The organism is Celeribacter halophilus (assembly GCF_018860305.1).
Lineage (GTDB): Bacteria > Pseudomonadota > Alphaproteobacteria > Rhodobacterales > Rhodobacteraceae > Celeribacter > Celeribacter halophilus_A.
In genome coordinates this window covers 250,777-267,660 of record NZ_JAHKPE010000031.1, presented here as the reverse complement: position 1 = coordinate 267,660, position 16,884 = coordinate 250,777, and the positions used below count along the sequence as shown (strand labels likewise).

Annotated in this window: 12 protein-coding genes and 1 tRNA gene; 3 read left to right on the top strand and 10 right to left on the bottom strand. The window is 59.6% G+C overall.

The genetic code is table 11. The features are described 5' to 3' along the window. The first annotated feature begins 33 nt into the window (after window positions 1–33). The 3 genes from lon to KO492_RS13130 all read left to right on the top strand — a co-directional run bounded on the left by lon (window position 34) and on the right by KO492_RS13130 (window position 3,294). Window positions 34–2,439 carry an endopeptidase La gene (gene lon, locus KO492_RS13140; RefSeq protein ID WP_216045378.1) on the top strand — a complete coding sequence of 802 codons (2,406 nt, stop codon included), beginning with the start codon at window positions 34–36 and terminating at the stop codon, window positions 2,437–2,439. Window positions 2,440–2,754: 315 nt separating this feature from the next. Beyond that, the gene (locus KO492_RS18700; RefSeq protein ID WP_303578293.1) at window positions 2,755–3,138 is read left to right on the top strand and encodes an HU family DNA-binding protein; all 384 of its coding nucleotides are present in this window, start codon (window positions 2,755–2,757) and stop codon (window positions 3,136–3,138) included. Between the two features lie 81 nt (window positions 3,139–3,219). Beyond that, window positions 3,220–3,294, top strand: a tRNA-Val gene (locus tag KO492_RS13130). 112 nt (window positions 3,295–3,406) lie between these two features. On the opposite strand, the gene KO492_RS13125 is transcribed toward KO492_RS13130, so the two are convergent. The 10 genes from KO492_RS13125 to KO492_RS13080 all read right to left on the bottom strand — a co-directional run bounded on the left by KO492_RS13125 (window position 3,407) and on the right by KO492_RS13080 (window position 16,875). After that, window positions 3,407–7,558, bottom strand: a complete 4,152-nt coding sequence (locus KO492_RS13125) for an EAL domain-containing protein (RefSeq protein WP_216045376.1) — start codon at window positions 7,556–7,558, stop codon at window positions 3,407–3,409. Between the two features lie 401 nt (window positions 7,559–7,959). Next, window positions 7,960–9,084 carry an alanine racemase gene (locus tag KO492_RS13120; RefSeq protein WP_216045375.1) on the bottom strand — a complete coding sequence of 375 codons (1,125 nt, stop codon included), beginning with the start codon at window positions 9,082–9,084 and terminating at the stop codon, window positions 7,960–7,962. Further along, entirely contained in the window at window positions 9,081–10,241 is a 1,161-nt protein-coding gene (locus KO492_RS13115; protein WP_216045374.1) for an amidohydrolase, read from the bottom strand. Before KO492_RS13115 ends, KO492_RS13120 begins: the two co-directional genes overlap by 4 nt. A gap of 10 nt (window positions 10,242–10,251) precedes the next feature. Beyond that, a complete protein-coding gene (locus KO492_RS13110; protein WP_216045373.1) occupies window positions 10,252–11,427 on the bottom strand; it encodes an acetyl-CoA C-acyltransferase in 1,176 nt (391 codons plus the stop codon). Between the two features lie 14 nt (window positions 11,428–11,441). Beyond that, entirely contained in the window at window positions 11,442–12,746 is a 1,305-nt protein-coding gene (locus tag KO492_RS13105) for an ArgE/DapE family deacylase (RefSeq protein WP_216045372.1), read from the bottom strand. Between the two features lie 11 nt (window positions 12,747–12,757). Beyond that, entirely contained in the window at window positions 12,758–13,411 is a 654-nt protein-coding gene (locus KO492_RS13100; RefSeq protein WP_252735521.1) for a 3-oxoacid CoA-transferase subunit B, read from the bottom strand. Then, on the bottom strand, window positions 13,398–14,090 hold the full coding sequence (locus KO492_RS13095; RefSeq protein ID WP_216045370.1) for a CoA transferase subunit A: 693 nt from the start codon (window positions 14,088–14,090) through the stop codon (window positions 13,398–13,400). Before KO492_RS13095 ends, KO492_RS13100 begins: the two co-directional genes overlap by 14 nt. Then, complete coding sequence (locus tag KO492_RS13090; protein WP_216045369.1) at window positions 14,087–15,436, bottom strand: aminotransferase family protein; 1,350 nt, start codon at window positions 15,434–15,436, stop codon at window positions 14,087–14,089. Before KO492_RS13090 ends, KO492_RS13095 begins: the two co-directional genes overlap by 4 nt. Then, the gene (locus KO492_RS13085) at window positions 15,433–16,203 is read right to left on the bottom strand and encodes an amino acid ABC transporter ATP-binding protein (protein WP_216045368.1); all 771 of its coding nucleotides are present in this window, start codon (window positions 16,201–16,203) and stop codon (window positions 15,433–15,435) included. Before KO492_RS13085 ends, KO492_RS13090 begins: the two co-directional genes overlap by 4 nt. A gap of 15 nt (window positions 16,204–16,218) precedes the next feature. Beyond that, window positions 16,219–16,875: an amino acid ABC transporter permease gene (locus KO492_RS13080; protein WP_216045367.1), complete on the bottom strand. Its 657-nt coding sequence runs from the start codon at window positions 16,873–16,875 to the stop codon at window positions 16,219–16,221. Window positions 16,876–16,884 lie beyond the last annotated feature (9 nt).

Here is a 16,884-nt window from a genome sequence, read left to right as displayed (position 1 = left end):
GGTCCGGCTCTTTTGCCAAGATAAGGAATGACAATGCACGAGCAACTCCAATCCTATCCCGTTCTGCCGCTGCGCGACATTGTGGTGTTCCCGCATATGGTCGTGCCGCTCTTTGTGGGACGTGACAAATCCGTGAAAGCGCTCGAAGAGGTGATGGCGCAGGACAAGCAGATTCTGCTGTCTGCCCAGAAAGACCCCGCTGTGGACGATCCGGACACGGACGGGATTTACCGCGTCGGCGTGCTGGCCAATGTGCTTCAGCTTCTCAAATTGCCCGACGGCACGGTTAAAGTGCTGGTCGAGGGCGAACGCCGCGTGCAACTGACGCGTTTTCTCGACAATGACAGCTATTTCGAGGCCGAGATCACCCCGCTTGAAGAAAGCGCGGGCGATGCGGAAGCTGTGACCGCTCTTTTGCGCTCTGTGCGCGAGGAATTCGAACATTACGCCAAGGTGAAAAAGAACGTGCCGGAAGAGGCGCTGGTGGCGGTGTCCGAGACCCGCGAACCGGCCAAGCTTGCCGATCTTGTGGCGGGCCATCTGGGCGTTGAAGTGGAGCAAAAGCAACGGCTTCTGGAAACCCTTGCAGTGGACGACCGTCTTGAGGCGGTCTACGGGCTGATGCAGGGCGAGATGTCCGTCTTGCAGGTCGAGAAAAAGATCAAGACCCGCGTCAAATCGCAGATGGAGAAAACCCAGCGCGAATATTACCTGAATGAGCAGATGAAGGCCATTCAGAAGGAGCTGGGTGACGGCGATGAGGGGGCTGGCGAAATTGCCGAGCTCGAAGAAAAAATCGCCGCCACGAAACTGTCGAAAGAGGCGAAAGAAAAGGCCGAGGCGGAGCTGAAAAAGCTCAAGAACATGTCGCCCATGTCGGCCGAGGCCACTGTGGTGCGCAATTACCTCGACTGGATGCTGTCGATCCCGTGGGGCACGAAATCGCGTGTGAAAAAGGATCTGGGACGGGCCGAGGAAATTCTCGACGCGGATCACTACGGGCTTGAGAAGGTCAAGGAACGCATCGTCGAATATCTCGCGGTGCAGCAACGCTCGCAAAAGCTCAAAGGCCCGATCATGTGCCTTGTCGGTCCTCCGGGTGTGGGGAAAACCAGCTTGGGCAAATCTGTTGCCAGAGCCACGGGACGCGAATTCATTCGCATCTCGCTCGGTGGTGTGCGCGACGAGTCCGAGATCCGCGGCCACCGCCGGACCTATATCGGCTCCATGCCGGGCAAGATCATTCAGGCGTTGAAAAAGGCCAAGACGACGAATCCGCTTATCCTGCTCGACGAGATTGACAAGATGGGGCAGGACTTCCGTGGAGATCCGGCATCGGCCATGCTCGAAGTGCTTGATCCGGAACAGAATTCCACTTTTGTGGATCACTATCTTGAGGTTGAATATGACCTCTCGAACGTGATGTTCCTGACCACCTCCAACAGCTACAACATGCCGGGGCCGCTTCTGGACCGGATGGAGATCATTCCGCTGTCGGGTTACACCGAAGAGGAAAAATCCGAGATCGCGAAACAGCATTTGCTGCCCAAGCAGATCAAGAACCACGGTCTCAAGTCCAAGGAATTCTCTGTCTCGGATGATGCGATCATGGATGTGATCCGCTATTATACCCGCGAGGCGGGGGTGCGAAATCTGGAACGTGAATTTGCCAAGATCGCCCGCAAGGCGGTGACCAAGATCATCAAGAAAGAGGTCGAAAGCGTTCATGTGACCTCCGACAATCTCGAAGAGTTCTTGGGTGTGAAAAAGTTCCGCTATGGTCTGGCCGAGAAAGAGGACCAGATCGGCGTTGTCACCGGATTGGCCTACACCTCCGTTGGCGGTGATCTGTTGCAGATCGAGGCTCTGAAACTGCCCGGCAAGGGGCGGATGAAGACTACGGGGAAACTGGGCGATGTGATGAAGGAATCCATCGACGCGGCCAGTTCCTATGTGCGCTCGATTGCGCCGAAAATCGGGGTCAAACCGCCGCTCTTTGACACGATGGACATCCACGTTCACGTGCCGGACGGGGCGACGCCGAAGGACGGGCCGAGTGCGGGGCTGGCGATGGTCACGACCATTGTCTCCGTGCTGACGCAAATTCCGGTGCGCAAGGATATCGCCATGACGGGCGAGGTCTCTTTGCGCGGCAATGCCACCGCCATCGGCGGGCTGAAGGAGAAACTCCTTGCGGCATTGCGCGGCGGGATCAAGACCGTGCTGATCCCCGAGGAAAACGTCAAGGATCTGGCGGACATTCCGGACAATGTGAAGGAAGGGCTGGAAATCATCCCTGTCACCCATGTGTCCGAAGTGCTCGAACATGCTCTGGTGCGTCAGCCGGAGCCGATCGAATGGGATGATGCCGCAGAAGAGGCCGCACGACTGGCCAAAATTACGGCAACCGGTGAAAATCAGGGCGCTGTGGCGCACTGATCTCACGTTCTGACCTTTGGTCGGTCCTGACGTTACGGGCGCGGACTGATGATATTTGGAGAAAGCCGGCTCTTGGAGTCGGCTTTTTCATTTCAGCGGCGCAGATATGGGCCGTTTGTGGTTTCTGGCGCGTAAATTTTTTAACGCGCATTGCATCAGTGCGGCGCGCGGCGTTACAGTTGCTGCACAAGCAACATACGTCCAGACGAGGCTCCTATGGCTAAGCGGAAACCCGCATCGAAAAAGACAGCGACATCTTCCAAAACCGGTCGAAAAAGCGCAAGCGCGACCACCGAGACAGCAAGGACCGCACCTGTGACAGATAACGAGAAACCCGCCCCCGCCCCGAAAACCACGGTTTCGGCCATTGCCGATCCGGCTCCGGTTGAAGCGCCCGAAGCGAGTCTGGTGACGGTTGTGAAGAAAAAAGACCTGATCGAAAAGGTGACCGAGGCCTCCGGCGTGAAACGCTCCGAGGCGAAAAAAGTCATCGAGGCGATGCTCAAGGAACTCGGCGATGCGCTGCAGCGCGAGGATGAGTTGAACCTGCCGCCCTTGGGCAAGATGAGCGTCAACCGTATCCGCGAGGGCTCCGGCGCGCATATCATCATTGCCAAACTGCGTCGTCCCAAAGCCATGCTGGGCGAGGTGACACCACCGGCTTCGACTGCGGATGACACGGCTGTGGACGAGGCGTGAGATTGCCGCTCTGAAAGCGGAATTTTCTCGCAAAAACCTCTTGCATCAGGGTGGGGCAGCCGCTAAATACCGCGCCACGGCGGGTGATTAGCTCAGTGGTAGAGCGCTTCGTTCACATCGAAGATGTCAGGAGTTCAAATCTCTTATCACCCACCACCGAATTTCCGGGCGCCTAAGGGCGCCCTTTTTCGTATCATGAGGTCGTGTAAGTCATTGTCATGATGAGTGTTTCCCGCTCCGCCAGCCTGTCTGCGTTCTTACGAATTTTTTAAGGGTCCGCTGCTTGCAGGGCGGGTGCCTCTTTGATGGCATAGAGGCTATTGGCTTGGGAGACAGACATCGGACGGGCGTAGAGGAAGCCCTGATGCAGGTGCAGCCCCATGCTGAGCAGGATGTTGCGTTGCGCATGGGTTTCCACACCTTCTGCAATGATTTCAAAATCCAGAGCGTCAGCCAGTTGGATGATCGAGCGCAGTGCCTCGCGCGAGCGGCGGTCGGTGACGATCCGGTCGATCAGGGACTTGTCAATTTTGACGATATCAATAGGCAGATGGGTAAGGCGGTTCAGGTTGGAGGCCTCTTTCCCGAAATCATCCAGAGCAATGCGGATGCCATGACTGCGCAGGATGGCGATTTCCATGATGACCTGATCCATGTCGACCCGGTCGGTGATGGTATCCTCGCAGAGTTCAATGACGATATTGTGCCGGTGGGTGCTGAAATCACCGAAACTTTTCATGATGGTCTGAGCTGCGCCGCGAAACGCCAGTGATTCCAGCCGCGTGTTGAAGCTGATGAACGCGCCGGGACAGGCGGTCAGGCCGGACAGAAGCGCGTTGCGCATATGTCTGGGCACGTCCGCGTAGTTTTCATGCAAAAGCACATGGCGCAGTTGCGGCATGAATTGGCGGGGGACGACGAGTGTGCCATCCGCCCGCTCCCATCGCATCAGAGCTTCAAATCCGACAATTTCCGAACTGGATGAATCGAAAATGGGTTGAACATATTTTTTGATCTCATCCTTTTTCAGCGCCTCGATAATGTCCTGATGGTTCGTGAGTTTGCCAATGTCGCGCAGTTTTTCGGTGAAGGCCTCATCGGCAACGACGACCCTGTTGCGACCGTCCTCTTTGGCGTCGCGCAGGGCCCAGTCCGACCATTTGATGGCCTCTTCGAGACGGTCTGTCCGGTTCAGACGCGTCACGCCGATGGAGACCGTGCGGGTGATCGGGCCCGAGGCGGTCTGTAGCGTGGCCGTCGAGATCGCTTTCATAAGCTCTTCTGCAAAGGCGCGGTCGGGGGAGTGGCCCGTTGCGGGGCGTATAACGGCAAATTCCTCCCCACCAATGCGGCTGGCGCATCCCAGTGGTTGTGTTTTGACCTCCAGAACCTGTGCAATGAGACGGAGAAGGTCATCGCCGGTTTCATGCCCGTAGGCGTCATTGACACTTTTGAAATGATCCACATCGATCATGAAGAGGTCGAAATTGCAGGGGCGCTGGCCATCGGCATAAAATGTATTGAAACCACGCCGCGACAAGAGGCCGGTCAGGTCGTCATGGGCCACCAGATGTTCGAGTTTCTGCCGCGCCAGCGAGATGTCGGTGATGTCGATGAGCATGACGATGTTGAGCCACCTCCCGTCTTGCTGTTCGATCACGCTGCGCAGCTCGACGATCCGCTTTTCTCCGGTTTTTGTGAGCAAGGTCAGGGTGTTGTTGCGGGGTTTGCTGTCTTGGACCTTGGAGAGGACTTGAGTGCGGAAGGTCGTGGATGTGGCGCGGTCATCTTCGGGCATGAAGTCGTTCAGGTCTCGCCCGATGGTTTCCTCGCGACTGTAACCGAAATGCGAACACCATGCGTCGGAGGCGGATTGAATGCGCCAGTTGCGGTCTTGAGACAGGACAATGGCGGCGTTGCGGTTAAGCAGGGTCTCGGTCAGGCTGCGGTGGGCTTCGAGCTCGGTGACATCGGTGAAGAGAACAACATATTTCGGCTCGCTCCCTTGCGCCAGCGGGTCGATGATCCGGCATTCGGCTTTCACCTTGAGGATGGTGCCGTTCTTTGTTCTGACTTCGAGCACTTTATCAGAAGGCTGCGCCACGGAATCGCCTTGGGTTCTGGCATTTTCGACGAATTGTCGGGTCTCTGAAGTGGTCAGTTCGATGGCATCTTTCCCGATCAACTCCGTGCGGGAAAATTCGAGCAGTCTGCACAGGGCCGGTGCGACATCAAGCGTGATGCGTTTGGCATCTTGCACCAACAAAAGCGCAGGGCCTTCCTCTAAGGTCAGTTTGTAGAGGCGGCTGTTGCGGTGAAGTGCAGTCGTATCCGTGATTTGCGCGAGATAGTGAAATTGCGTTCCGACGGTGCTGGACTTGTGGATTGCGGCAAGGGCTTTGCGCAACTGACCATCGGGTCTCCGGATGTCGATTTCGAGGGTGAAATCACGATCCGGCGTTTTGCGGATAAAGTCCTGCATATTGCGTAAAGCGGTATCGGGTATTCGGAGAAATCCCGCTTCGTAGGGTGTCAAGCCGATGAGAGTGTCGCGGGACATGCAGACATATTCGCAAAAGCGGTGGGACGCGCTGGTGATGCGAAACCGGTCATCCATGGTGACGGTCATCGCCGGCCCGTCTTCCAGTATTTCCCGATACAACAATCGGGCACGGCTGCGTTGGAATTTATATGCGCCGATAATGGAAATCAGGATGGAGGCAAGGCTGACGAGGAGCAGGATATCGACATGAAAGGCGACGCTTTCCGAGGCGGTGCCGAGCAGGACCGCGGTGGAGGTCAGCAGACTGGCGGTTCCCGTAGCGGCGGGTGTCGGCAGCATAAGCGGCAACAAGAGAATACCCAGCCCCATGATAAGGGCAGGGGTGGGCGCATGATCATGGAGGTCTATCGGATATTGGACGAGCGCAAACGCCAGCACGGCAAGTAGAATGACCACGGGCCAAAGCGGTGTTTGTTGGACCTCAGTGACCGCTGGTTCGAAATGCAGACGCCAGATCAAGCCGAGGATCAACGGGACCGCGAGGCTGAAACCGGCGCTGTGGGCGAGCCACAGGTGTTTGAAGGGCGGCAGGTCTGGCGGCGGGGCCAGCGCGGTGATGAGAGTATAGTCCGCATAGGTGAAAAGAGAGCAGATACACAGGCTCACCAGCAAGGAGATGCTGATGTCCTGCGGGCGGGAACTCATATGTATGATGTGCCGGCCACTTCGTCTGATCTTGAGGGTTAGAATGGCGGTTTTTGCGATGACGAGTGCGCAAATGCCATTGCTGATCGAGAAAAACAGGGCCGGACCCAACGGGGAACCCATCAGAAGGTGTGCGACGCAGAGGGTGACAATGCCTGCGGCCAGCATGACGAGGCGGTCATGCGGGCGATGTAGGGTGAGGAAATAGGCCAAGGTTGCCGTTGCAGGCCAGATTGCGGGAAGGTCGGGCGATATCCATGAGAACAAGGCCTGTGAAAGAAGCGTCACGCAGGCGAGGACGGCCGAGGCGAGAAGGCAGCGTTGAAAGAGGTTTGCGTGAAAACTCGCCCAATGATGGAGGCGCAAAATATAGGCGTGTTTCGGGATCGCCGTGGTGTCGGAGGTGGGTGCTTCCTGTAATTTCCGAGGGTCTTGTGTCGGGACGCTCGTGAGGGTCGGGGCCGTAGGGAGGACCGACTGCGATGTCTGCCCAGAGGGGCTTTCCAGCGGGCGCAAATACCGTTCTGCCACAAAGGTCATTGTCACGCCCGCCAAGATGAACAGGAACATATCGGCCCTTGTCCAGCCGTGCAGGAGCGGGCTGGAAAGCAGATATATCGCGCAGGTCGAAAGCCCGATCCACAGGGTGCGGTTGACGACAGGTGTGTCGCGCCTGTCCACAAGTCGTCTGGCGGAGGTGAGGGGCATGGACAGGGCCGCGAGGCCGAGAAACAGGAGGGCCTCGCTGGTCGAGAACGCCGCGAGAAAGGGGGTGGGAACACCGGGCGAGAAAAGCGCGTGGGAGAGTTTGGAGAGCGCAATGCCGGTGACTGTCGCGAGGGAGGTAAGGGAAACCCATTTCCCGACATGACGCTGTGGGCCGACAAGAGGGATCAGAGACAGGATGAAAAAACAGGTCAGCGCGGCGATCCCGAGGGGCATGTGCCGCTCTCTGGCATCGATGAAAGTGAAGTTCCAACCTGTAAAGTCGCCCTTCGCATTGGCCATTTGAAGCAGGATGAGCGTCAGGGCAACGGGCGTTCCGAAGGCGAGGTATGAGGCTCTGCGCCGTTTGCCGTGCTGCAGGCTGTAGAGTTGGTGGCTCAGATCAAGTGTGAGCGCGGTAATAGTGATCAGAACAAGAGGATGCACATGGCCCAGAAACTCCGGAGGTGCCGGAAATTGCGGAAAAAACGCAAGGCTCTGGAGCAACAACAGGGTCGCGATACACCCGATTATAGCGCGTATGACTTGGGGCGCTGCGTCGTTTGATCTCTGGCTTTGTTCGTCTGTGCCTGACCGTCTCACATGACTCGTCCGCGTTAGGTTCGAGGGCCGTGTGTGCGTAAAGGCGCTGTAAATATCATTCGCATGTCTTTGAAAATCCTGAGCTTATCCGGTTTCTTAAAATACCAACCTTGTTGACGTGTGAATTGTGCCGTTTTTATGTTTCAGCCCCTTGTATGCCGTTTACGCAGGGCTCATGGCTCAAGTTCATCATAAAAGGCTTTAAGAAAGGTTAACGGATCAGCTTCAAGAGTCAATTTGGAGGAAAAAATCTTCTTGAGGTTGTGCTGTGGGCTTGCCGTTTCAATCGTCGAACCATGGCAAAGCTATCGCCGGTAAAAGCGCGGGTTGCGCTGGCCCCAGTCGGTGTAAAGATCGGCCAGAATAGTGCCGAATTGCTGCTCAACCCGTTGCTGCGTGACCGGATCTCCACCCGCGCCGCCGAAGATGCTTACCGTATCGCCTAGGCTGACGCCATCGACCGCAGTCACATCGGCGACAATGGCATTCATCGACACTTTTCCGAGCACGGGAACCGGTTTGTTGCGGATCGAAACGACGCAGTCCTCTTGTACCAAACGTCTGAACCCGTTCTCATAACCGATTGAAATACAAGCCAAACGGCGATCTCCGGACAGGTGCGCGGCGCGGTCGTAGCCGATGCTGCTGCCCTCGGGATAGTCCTGAAGACTGACCACGCGGGCTTCAAGGTCCAACGTCGGGCGAAACCCCAGTTCCGGCTTCAAAATCCCGTAAAGAATGGCACCGCAGCGATACATATCCGTGTCGATTTTCGTGTCCGAAATCAGCGTCAGGGAACTGCCCGCATGGACGCAGACCGTGTCGCGCTGCAAGTGGCTGTTGTCAAAGACCCAATCCACATGTTTCTGAAAGAGATCATTGCTATCGCGCAAGTCCTGCGGGAGGTTTGACGGGAAATGCGAGGATATTCCGCCGATCCGCTCGCCCAGAAGGTCCAGAATGGCACGGCAGTCGTCTCGCCCCGCCGCAGTCGCAATCTCCAGACCATCGCGCGACATGCCGCCAGCGTTCAGGGCCAGATGCAGGTTGGTCCCGAGCCGTCCGCTTGTGATATGTTTGTGCAATTCGCGGGCGATGGCGGGAGAGGAGACATATTCCTGCACGCGGTCCGGCAGTGCAGCTTCGATCTCTTGCGGTGTCGCGGCGCGCAGGCGGATCAGATCGCCGTCAAACCCAGCCTTGCGAACGGCGTGGGCTTCGGCGTTGGAGGTGATGCCGATGCAGGTCACGCCCTGTTCCTGAACGACAGGCACGACCTGCGCGATCCCGTGCCCGTAGGCATCGGCCTTGAGAACCGCGCAAAACCGCCGCCCTTCAGGGACGAGGTCCAAGGCCAGCGCGAGGTTGCTGGCAATCCGGTCCAGATGGATGGTGCACCATGAGGAAGGGCAGGGATCAGGCGCGGTCATGCGGGTGTCGGGCCCAGTATCTCTTGTACGATCCCGATCAACAGGTCGATCACACCGGGCAGCAGCGCGTCCGGAAAGTCGTAATCCGGATTATGCAATTGCGGGTGATCTTCGCCCGAGCCGATATAGAGCAGAGTGGCCTTGGCCCCGTCATCTCCGAACCGGCCGAAATCCTCGGACCATCGCATGGGCAGGGGCATGTCGCGGCAGGACAGCCCCAAGTTTTCGGCCACTTGGCGTGCAATTGCGGTGGCGTCTGGATCATTGATGACAGCACGGAAGACATCATGCCAGTGGATGTCCACGCGAAGCGCTCCCGCATGTGATCTGACCAGTGCCAGAGCCTCCTCCATCAGCGCATCCATCCGCATGTTGGTCATGGTGCGCAAGGTGACGCGCAATTCGCCATCCGCCGGTGAAATGCCGAATGTCGGTGCGCCGAGCTTGGCATGGGTCAGGGTGCTGAGGGCAAAATCCGGCTCTCCGATACGGCCATGAGCGAGGTCGGGCAGGGCGCGCATAAGCTCTGCCATCGCGTTTGCGGGAGACAAACCGTCTTCGGGGGCTGCGGCATGGGAGCTTTTGCCCTCCAGCAAGATCTGCATCCCGCGCGAGGCGCAGTTGCCCGGCCCAGAGCGCAGCCCGACCTCGCCCAAGGGACGGCCTGGGACATTGTGATAGGCAAAGGCATAGTCGGGCCGGATTTCGGGCCAGCGCGGATCGTCTATCACGGCTTTTGCCCCTGCGCCGGTCTCCTCGGCGGGCTGGAAGAGCAGGATCACGCGGCCTCGTGGCGGACGTTGGGCTTTGAGTGCCTGTGCCACGCCCAAGAGGGAGACCATATGCCCGTCATGGCCGCACAGATGTCCCTTGCCCGCAACTTCCGACTTGTAGGGCAGGTCCGAGATTTCGCGGATGGGCAAACCGTCCAATTCGCAGCGCAGCAGGACGGTCGGACCATCGCCCGCGCCGGTGAATTCGGCGGCAACACCATGTCCGCCGAGGTCACGCCAGAGACGGTCCGCACCCAGCGCGGTCAGATGTCGGGCGATCCGCTCTGCCGTGGCGCGTTCTTCGCCGGAGATTTCGGGATGGCGGTGCAAGTCATGACGCAGGGTGGTCAGCTCTGCAATCCGGTCCGGAGAAAGTGCGTTCATGTGAGGCTCCTCAGAATATCTCGAACAGGCCGGCGGCCCCTTGGCCACCACCGACACACATGGAGACCACGCCCCATTTCGCGCCGCGTCTGTGGCCTTCCAAGAGGATGTGACCTGCCATCCGCGCCCCTGACATGCCGTAGGGGTGGCCGATGGAAATGGCGCCGCCGTTCATGTTCAGATGGTCGTCGGGAATGCCAAGCCTGTCGCGGCAGTAGAGCAGCTGGGCGGCGAAGGCTTCGTTGATTTCCCAAAGGTCAATGTCCGCGATCGACAGACCCGCACGGTCGAGCAGACGCGGAATGGCCACCACCGGACCGATGCCCATTTCCTCAGGGGCGACACCGGCCACGGCAAAGCCGCGCAGAGCGCCCAGAGGCGTCAACCCGCGCTGTTTCGCCTCGCGTGCCTCCATCACCACAAGAGCGGCGGCCCCGTCCGAAAGCTGGCTGGCATTTCCGGCGGTGACGGTCTTTCCCTCGCCACGCACGGCGGGCAGACCGGCCAGACCTTCGGCGGTTGTGGCGGGGCGGTTGCATTCGTCCTGTGTCAGGGTGACGGTCTCTTCGCGGGTCTGCTTGCTGGCCTTGTCGGTCACAAGTTTGGTCGCGGTGACCGGCACGATTTCATCGGCAAAGAGACCGGCCTCTTGCGCGTGCGCTGTGCGTTGCTGGCTTTGCAGGGCATAGGCATCCTGCGCGGCGCGGGTGACCCCGTAGCGCTCGGCCACGACCTCTGCCGTGTCGAGCATGCTCATGTAATAGGTTTCGGCCACATTGGGGTCGCGGTATCGGTGGGCGTTCCAATGGGTATTCTGGACGAGGGAAATGCTTTCCAGCCCGCCCGCCAGAGCGACGTTTACGCCGTCGCATTGCACCATATTGCTGGCGATTGCGATGGCGTTCAGGCCGGAGGCGCATTGCCGGTCGATTGTGCCACCGGCCACGCTGTCGGGCAGTCCGGCGGCCTGTGCGATGTGGCGGGCGACATTGACGCCGGAGCTGCCTTGGGTCAGGGCCGAGCCGAAAATCGCGTCTTCGACCTCGCCGCCGTCCAGACCGGCGCGGGCCAGTGCGGCAATGACTGCGGGGGCGGCGAGGCTGGGGGCTTCCAGAGAATTGAACGCGCCACGATAGGCTTTGCCAATCGGTGTGCGGGCGGTGGACACGATAACGGCGTCGCGCATGGGCGGGGGCCTCCTTAGATTGTTTCAACACCGCACCAGTCGGCGATGAACAGGGCTGTGGCTTTGGTCACGCGGCGCAGGCTTTCCAGATCGACGCGTTCGTTGAAACCGTGGATCGCTTCGGCGTGCGGACCGTAGACCAGAGCGGGCGTGTCGGCATAGAGGCCGAAGAAACGTGCGTCCGTGGTGGCGGTGATGGCTGCGCGGTCAAGCGTCTCGCCGGTGGCCGACAGATGCGCCTGATCGAGTGCGGAGATGGCCGAGGCGGCTTTGGCGGAACTGTCCTGAGACAGGGCATAACCTTCGGCGTGAAAGCCGTGATAGACGATCTCCGGCAGGGAATTGCGCAAAAAGGCATTCTCGTGTGCGGCGTCCAGAATGACCTGTTCGATCTCGGCCTTGGCCGCCTCGATCGACTGGCCCGGAAAGATTGCCATGCGCACGTCAAAGACACTCCACGCGGGCACGGAACTGGTCCAGTCGCCGCCTTCGATCTTGCCGATATTCAGGTTCAGCGCATGGTCCATATGGGCAAAGTCGTCGGGCCGGTTTTCAGCCGCGTTCCAGCGATGCTCCATCTCGTGCAGGGCGTGGATCAGGGGAAAGGCGGCCTCGATGGCATTGGCGCCACTACCTGCATAGGCGACATGGGTGGGCAGGCCCTTGAGATGCACCTGAAACCAGATCACGCCCAGTTGCGCGGTCACCAGATGTTCGGAAAACGGTTCGGGGATCAATGCGGCATCGGCGGTGTAGCCGCGGGCCAGACAGGCCAGCGCGCCGTTGCCGGTGCATTCTTCCTCGACGACGGACTGGAAAAACACATCTGCGGCGGGGGCCAGTCCCAGTGATGTAAGCGCATCCAGCGCAAAGAGGTTGGAACTCAGTCCGGCCTTCATATCACCGCCGCCGCGCCCGTAGAGCCAGCCGTCTTTGACCTCCGGCGCGAAGGGCGGGCTGTCCCACATGTCGAGAGGCCCCGCAGGCACCACGTCGATATGACCGTTCAGGATCAGGGAGCGGCCCTTTTGCGTGCGCGCACGGTGCTGCCCTACGACATTCACCGCGTCCTCATAGGGACCAAGCACGGGGGAAAAACCGGGAAGGTGTTGGATATCTGCCAGATCAATTTGCCAGCGGTCGATCTCGTAGCCGCGGGCTTCCAGCTCTGCGGCCATGAAGTTTTGCGCGGATTGCTCGTTTCCACGGGTGGACGGGTGCGAGGTGAGTTCGGACAGAAAGGCAATCTGGCGATCAAAGGCCGCGTCTACCGCGTCACAGAGGCGGGCGGGCAGGTCATGTGGCAGGTCTTGTGTCATGATATGTCACCTCAGAATGTGGGCGGTGGGGCGTCGGGCAGGATCAGCGGCGCGCCTGTGGCCTGTGCGACCTCGTGCATCGTGCGGCCTTGAGCGATCTCGCGCAGGGCAAAGCCTTGCGGGGTGATGTCGATCACGGCCATGTCGGTGAAGACCCGTGCGACACAGCGGTGTGCTGTCAGGGGCAGGGCGCATTCGGCTTTGAGCTTGGGGTTGCCCGCGCGATCTGTATGCGTGCTGAGCACCACGACGCGCCGCGCCTTTTGTGCAAGCTCGATCCCGCCACCAACGCCGGGGCTGAACTTGCCGGGGATCTTCCAGTTCGCCAGATCGCCATTGGCTGCAACCTCGAAGGCTCCGAGCATGGTCAGGTCCAGCCGCCCCGAGCGCACCATGGCAAAGCTCGTGGCACTGTCGAAAAAGGCCGATCCGGGCACGGTGGAGACATAGGCCCCGCCTGCATCAATCAGATTGCGATCCGCGTGTTCGGGGGGCAGGGAGGGGCCGATGCCGGTCAAACCGTTCTCCGTATGCAGACATACCGGAAAATCGGCGGGCAGATGGTCCACCACTTTGGTCGGCAGGCCGATCCCGAGGTTGACCACCATTCCCGGTGCGATCTCGCGTGCGGCGCGGGCAATCATGCGGTCTTTAGCGCTGGACAACGGCATACTCCTCGGAAAGGGTTTCCAGTTCGGCAATATGATCGACAAACACCCCGACCGTCTGCACCTCGCCTGCGGCCAGTGCGCCCGTCGGCAAGAGGGTTTCGACCTCGACAATCACGCAATCGGCGGCCATCGCCATCAGCGGGTTGAAGTTCTGGGCGGTGCCTGTGTAGGCGAGGTTGCCGAAAGTGTCGGCGCGCTCTGCATGGATCAAGGCCACATCGGCGCGCAGGGCGGTCTCGACGAGATGCGGCTTTCCGGCCAGGTCCACCACCTGTTTGCCCTGCGCCAGTTCGGTGCCTATGCCGATATCGCTCAAGACGGCGCCAAGTCCGGCCCCGCCCGCGCGGATACGTTCGGCCAGAATGCCCTGTGCGTTGAATTCGACGTCGAGTTTGCCTGCATTCATCAGCGCAATGGCATGGGCATTCAGCCCAAGATGGGTGGTGATCAGCCGTGTGACCTGTCCGCTTTGCAAGAGATGGTCGATCCCCATATCGGGTTCGTTGGCGTCGTTCTTGATGAGGGTCAGATCGCGTGCACCATGATCCACAAGTGCGCGGATCAATGTCATCGGCGTGCCGGGCACTCCGAACCCGCCAACCATCACGCTGTCACCATCCTTGATGCGGGCAATGGCGGCTTTGATCGTGGTGGTCTTGTCCGGCAGTTTCATGCTTGCGCCTCAACAGGAAGGCCCGTTTCCTCGGCAAAGGCATCCAGAGCATCGCGCAGAATGGCGATCATCTCGATGATCTGGGCTTCGGTGATGATGAGCGGCGGGGCGAGCAGGAAGTGGTCGCCCGCTGTTCCGCCACGGGTGCGGCGGGAATAGATGATCAGCCCGCGCTCATAAGCCAGTTCCACCAGCCGCGAATAGGCGTCCATCTCCGGCGGCAACGGGGCCATCGTGTCACGGTCCGCGACAAATTCGAACGCGGTCAAAAGCCCTTTGCCCCGCACATCCCCGATAAAGGGGTAGCGGTCCATCAGGGTCTGCAACTGCGCCATGAGAACCTCGCCCATCCGCGCGGCATTGTCGATGAGACCTTGGTCTTCGATCTCTTCAAGCACGGCCAGCCCCGCAGAACAGGCCATCGGATTGCCCGCATAGGTGAAACCGTGCAGAAAACCGCCCGCGTCCAGAACCGGATCAACCAGATGTGCACCGGCGATGATCGCACCGAGCGGCGCATAGCCCGCGCCGAAGCCTTTGGACAGGGCGACAATATCCGGCGTGATGCCCCAATGTTCGGCGGCGAGGAATTTCCCCGTGCGCCCCGCACCGGTCATGACCTCGTCATAGATCAGCAGCACACCGAATTCGTCGCAAATCTCGCGCACACGGCCATAGTAGCTGTCGGGAGCCACCAGTGCGCCGGTGGATGCGCCGCCGACCGGTTCCATCAGAAAGGCCAGCACCGTGTCCGGCCCTTCCTCGATGATCCGGTCGCGCAAAAGCTCGGCATATTTCAGGCCGCGCTCGTCCTCGCTGAGATTGTCGCGGTCCAGATAGGTCGCAGGAGCGGCGACGCTGGGCATGGCTTGCATCATCGGCGCGAATGGATCACGCAGCGGCGCGTAGCCGGTCAGGGCAAGCGCCCCGAGGGTGCAGCCGTGATAGGAGGGAAAGCGGGAAATCACCTTGTAGCGGGAGGCCTGCCCTTGGGTGAGCGCATATTGGCGTGCCAGTTTTGTCGCGCTCTCCACGGCTTCCGAGCCGCCCGAGACGAAAAATACACGGTCCAGCCCCTCCGGCGTCATGGCCACGGTCTTCGCGGCAAGCTCTTCGGAGGGACGAGTGCGGAAGTGCAAACGGTAGCCGAAGGTGGCTTTGTCCATCTGCGCCTTCATCTTGGCCAGAACGCGCGGGTTGGAATGGCCGATATTGGACACCATCGCGCCGGACGAGCCGTCGATATAGCGTTTGCCGCTCTCGTCGAACAGGTAGATGCCCTCGCCATGATCGAGAAAGGGGCGCGGGCTGCGGGACTGGTAGAACAGAAAGGAATCGTCGCTCACTTTGCACCTTCAAGATGTTTGCGCAGGAATTCGCGGGTCCGGTCCTTGCTGGGATTTCTGAACAGCACCTCTGGCGGGCCTTCTTCGACCACCACGCCCTTGTCCATGAACAGCACACGATCACAGACCGAGGCGGCGAAATCCATTTCATGAGTGACGATGATCATGGTCATGTGCTCCTCCGCGAGCTTTTTCATCACCATGTTCACCTCTTCGACCAGTTCCGGATCGAGAGCGGAGGTGGCCTCGTCAAAGAGCATCAGCTTGGGCTCCATCGCCAGCGCACGGGCAATCGCCACACGCTGTTTCTGGCCACCGGAGAGTTGCGAGGGGTAATAGTCGATCCGCTCCAGCATCCCGACCTTGTCCAGTTGCTCTTCGGCCAGCTTGTCGGCGGCCTCTTGCGACAGGCCCTTGAGCATCATCGGGGCCATGGTGACATTCTGGCGGGCGGTCATATGCGGGAACAGGTTGAAATGCTGGAACACCATGCCAACCTGTTGGCGCATCGCATTGATATGCTTTTCATATTGCCGGTGGGGCAGGGTCTTGTTCACCTGCACACCATCCAGCCAGACCTCGCCTCCCGTGAGCGGATCAAGGTCATTGATGGCCCTGAGCAGGGTGGATTTGCCGGAACCGGAAGACCCGATGATCCCCACGATCTGGCCGCGCTCCACGGTCAGGCTGATATCCTTGAGCACTTCGAGAGAGCCAAAGGATTTCTGGGCGTGCCGGATTTCAACGAAATGTGTCTGTTCGGTCATGAAGGATCTCTTTGGTCAGCGGGAAATGGAAATGCGGCGTTCGATCTTGCGCTGCACCCATTCCATGCAAAGGTTGATGACGTAGTAGAAGGCCGCAGCAAGAATGTAGAATTCGAACGGGCGATAGGTTTTGCCAATGGCGCGTTGGGCCGAGAGGGTCAGTTCGCTCACCCCGATCACGGAGACCAGCGCGCTGTCCTTGAGCAGGGCGATCATGTTGTTGCCGATGGGCGGCACCACGGCGCGCACGGCTTGCGGAATGACCACCTTGCGCAGGGCTTGCCCGCGGCTCAGGCCAAGGGTGCGCGCCGCTTCCATCTGTCCGCGGTCCACAGCGAGGATCGAGGTCTGGATCAGTTCGGAATTATAGACCGCGAAATGCAGCCCCAACCCGATGATCCCTGCCACAAAGGCCGGCAGATCGATGCCGATCTGCACCAGTCCGAAATAGATCAGGAACAGTTGCAACAGCAGCGGCGTGCCCATGAAGACAAATTCGATCAGCCGGAACGGCTGTCGGATGATCCACGGCGCATAAAGTGCGATCACCGCAAAGACGATCCCGCCCGCAAAGCTCAGTGCGGCGGCGGCAAGGGTGATGCCAATCGTCCATGCAACGCCCAGCAGGATAATGTCCAGGTAGTCGGGAATAATCGAAAAATCGAGGCCCATCTGTCTTTC

Excerpts from the sequence above, each read along its gene's own strand:
- lon (WP_216045378.1), top strand. The coding sequence starts at position 34 with ATGCACGAGCAACTCCAATCCTATCCCGTTCTGCCGCTGCGCGACATT.
- KO492_RS13120 (WP_216045375.1), bottom strand. The coding sequence starts at position 9,084 with ATGACCGCGCCTGATCCCTGCCCTTCCTCATGGTGCACCATCCATCTG.
- KO492_RS13115 (WP_216045374.1), bottom strand. The coding sequence starts at position 10,241 with ATGAACGCACTTTCTCCGGACCGGATTGCAGAGCTGACCACCCTGCGT.
- KO492_RS13110 (WP_216045373.1), bottom strand. The coding sequence starts at position 11,427 with ATGCGCGACGCCGTTATCGTGTCCACCGCCCGCACACCGATTGGCAAA.
- KO492_RS13105 (WP_216045372.1), bottom strand. The coding sequence starts at position 12,746 with ATGACACAAGACCTGCCACATGACCTGCCCGCCCGCCTCTGTGACGCG.
- KO492_RS13095 (WP_216045370.1), bottom strand. The coding sequence starts at position 14,090 with ATGAAACTGCCGGACAAGACCACCACGATCAAAGCCGCCATTGCCCGC.
- KO492_RS13085 (WP_216045368.1), bottom strand. The coding sequence starts at position 16,203 with ATGACCGAACAGACACATTTCGTTGAAATCCGGCACGCCCAGAAATCC.
- KO492_RS13080 (WP_216045367.1), bottom strand. The coding sequence starts at position 16,875 with ATGGGCCTCGATTTTTCGATTATTCCCGACTACCTGGACATTATCCTG.